This is a genomic window from Roseateles sp. P5_B10, from assembly GCF_056400485.1.
In genome coordinates, this window is sequence record NZ_JBFULE010000778.1 from 1 (window position 1) to 2,430 (window position 2,430).

The following is a 2,430-nucleotide window of genomic DNA, read 5'->3' on the forward strand; positions in this document are numbered from 1 at the left end:
CAGCTGCCCTTCACCGCCCAACTCGGTCTGGGTGAGCGCCGGCTTGCCGGCTTCGGCCTCGATGGCTGCTTGCAACGCGATCTTCTGCGCGGCACGGTCAAGCTGCCAGACGCCGAGCCGCGCCGTCAGCGCGGCGCCCACCAGGCCCGCCAACAGCACCAGCCAGCGCCTACCGCTCATGCAAGACCCCGAGCGGATAATTCGACACCATGAAATTCGTGATCCTGATCGCCTTCATCGGCATCCTTGGCGCGCTCGGCGCGGCCGGCTTCTTCATGCTGCGCAAAGGCGGCAACAAGAAAAGCCCCAACATGGCCCGTGCGCTGGCGGTGCGGGTCGCCGTGTCGGTGACGCTGTTCCYGATCATCCTGCTGAGCTGGAAGATGGGCTGGATACAGCCGACYGGACTGCCGGTGAAATCCTGAGCTTCAACAACAAAAAAGCGCCGCTGCTGCGGCGCTTTCTCATTGCGAGACCGGGAAGTCACATCCAGTAGACGATGACGTACAGGCCCAGCCACACCACGTCCACGAAGTGCCAGTACCAAGCGGCGCCTTCGAAGCCGAAGTGGCGCTCCGGCGTGAAGTGGCCCTTCATCAGGCGGATGGTGATGAACAGCAGCATCAGTGCGCCCACGCAGACGTGAAAGCCGTGGAAGCCGGTCAGCATGAAGAAGGTCGAGCCGTAGATGCCGGAGGTCAGCTTGAGGTTGAGCTCGGTGTAGGCGTGGTGGTATTCATAGGCCTGGAAGCCGACGAAGGTCGCGCCCAGCAGCACGGTGATCCACATCCACAGGATGGTCTTGCCGCGGTTGCCGGCGATCAGCGCGTGATGGGCGATGGTCAGCGTGACGCCCGAGGTCAACAGCAGGGCCGTGTTGATCGTCGGGATGGGCCAGGGGCCCATGGTGCTGAAAGCCTCGACGGTGCCCGCCGGCGCAGCGGTAAAGCCGGGCGCCGTGCTGGGCCAGATGGCCTTGAAGTCGGGCCACAGCAAGGCGTTTTCCAGGCTGCCAAGCACCGGCACCGAGTACAGGCGGGACCAGAACAGCGCGCCGAAGAAGGCGGCGAAGAACATCACCTCCGAGAAGATGAACCAGCCCATGCTCCAGCGGAAGGAGACATCGATGCGGTCGCTGTACAAGCCGCCTTCGCTCTCGCCGATGGCCTGGCGGAACCATTGCTGCAGCACGAAGGCCCAGAAGGCCAGGCCGCCGAACAGCGAGTACATGCCCCAGTCATGGCCGTTGACCCACTGGCCGGCGCCGAGGATGACGAAGAACAGGCCGATCGCGGCCATCACCGGATGCCGTGAAGGCGCCGGGACGAAGTAGTACGGGGTCTTGCCCGGGGTAGTCGCTGCCGACATGTTGTTCTCCTAGTACTCGCTCGTTCTGAACTCTGTTGCGGCGCGGGCCCTCAGGCCCCGGCCACGCCACTGCTGATGACCCAACGGACCAGCAGCACCAGCACCAATACAAACAGGGCGGCGCCAAGCACGCCCGCGATCAACACATGCACCGGGTTGAGCTTGGCCATGTCGTTCTCATGATCCTTGCCCCGGCGCACACCGAAAAAACTCCAGGCCACGGCCGAGATCGTCTGAGCCAGCGAGGCCTTGCGGCCCACGGCGTCCTTCAGATCCTTGCCCGCTTCGCTCACAGCGCGGCTCCCGCACCGGAACGCGATCCAGGTGCCTGGCCGAGCTTGACGCCACCCTTGCCCGCCACCTCGAAGAAGGTGTACGACAGGGTGATGGTCTTCACATCCTTGGGCAGCTTGGGGTCGATGACGAACACGACCGGCCACTGCTTGCTCTCGCCCGGCTTCAACGTGTATTCGTTGAAGCAGAAGCATTCCAGCTTGTTGAAATGCGCACTCGCCTGCATCGGCGCATAGCTCGGGATGGCCTGGGCCGCCATGGTGCGGTCCTGCACGTTGCGGAACTCGTACATGACCTGGGTCAGTTCGCCCGGGTGCACCGTCAGATGGCGCACCGCCGGCTTGAAGTCCCAGGGACCGCGGGCATTGGCGTCGAACTCGACCGTGATTTCACGGCTGAAGTCGATCTGGCCGTTGCCGTCGGCAATGCCCTTGCTGGAAAGCGCGGTCTGGCGCTCGGCCAGCGACAGCACGTTGATGCCCAGCGCATTGCAGATGGCCTTGTACAGCGGCACCAGCGCGTAACCGAAGCCGAACATCAACGCGACCACCACCGCCAGCTTCATGACGAGCTGCCGGTTGTCGCGATGCAGAGCGGCCAGGAAGCGCATGTCAGTGCCGCCCGGCCGCCCGAAGGCGCTGACGCGCCCCCTCGGGGGGCAGCAAACGAAGTGCGCGTGGGGGCTTCATCATGTCAGTGAGCCAGCAGCACCATCTTCGTGACGAAGCCGATGCCGAAAATCAAGGCAATCGACAGCAGGATCAATCC

General features: G+C 64.0%; 5 protein-coding genes. 1 reads left to right on the plus strand and 4 read right to left on the minus strand.

Features of this window, described 5'->3' with window-relative positions:
- The coding region (locus AC1DU6_RS27470) for an SURF1 family cytochrome oxidase biogenesis protein (RefSeq protein WP_477860998.1) at window positions 1-180 on the minus strand (180 nt) is incomplete at its 3' end.
- Between the two features lie 29 nt (window positions 181-209).
- On the opposite strand from AC1DU6_RS27470, the gene AC1DU6_RS27475 reads away from it, so the two are divergent.
- Window positions 210-425 (plus strand): DUF2909 domain-containing protein, encoded by a 216-nt coding sequence (locus AC1DU6_RS27475; protein WP_477860999.1) that lies wholly within the window; start codon window positions 210-212, stop codon window positions 423-425.
- A gap of 58 nt (window positions 426-483) precedes the next feature.
- Here the strand turns inward: AC1DU6_RS27475 and AC1DU6_RS27480 are convergent, their stop codons facing one another.
- The 3 genes from AC1DU6_RS27480 to AC1DU6_RS27490 are packed head-to-tail and all read right to left on the minus strand — an operon-like array spanning window position 484 to window position 2,272.
- On the minus strand, window positions 484-1,368 hold the full coding sequence (locus tag AC1DU6_RS27480; protein ID WP_477861000.1) for a cytochrome c oxidase subunit 3: 885 nt from the start codon (window positions 1,366-1,368) through the stop codon (window positions 484-486).
- A 50-nt stretch (window positions 1,369-1,418) separates the two neighbouring features.
- Window positions 1,419-1,661, minus strand: a complete 243-nt coding sequence (locus AC1DU6_RS27485) for a DUF2970 domain-containing protein (RefSeq protein WP_457326213.1) — start codon at window positions 1,659-1,661, stop codon at window positions 1,419-1,421.
- A complete protein-coding gene (locus AC1DU6_RS27490) occupies window positions 1,658-2,272 on the minus strand; it encodes a cytochrome c oxidase assembly protein (protein ID WP_477861003.1) in 615 nt (204 codons plus the stop codon). Before AC1DU6_RS27490 ends, AC1DU6_RS27485 begins: the two co-directional genes overlap by 4 nt.
- Window positions 2,273-2,430: the final 158 nt, after the last annotated feature.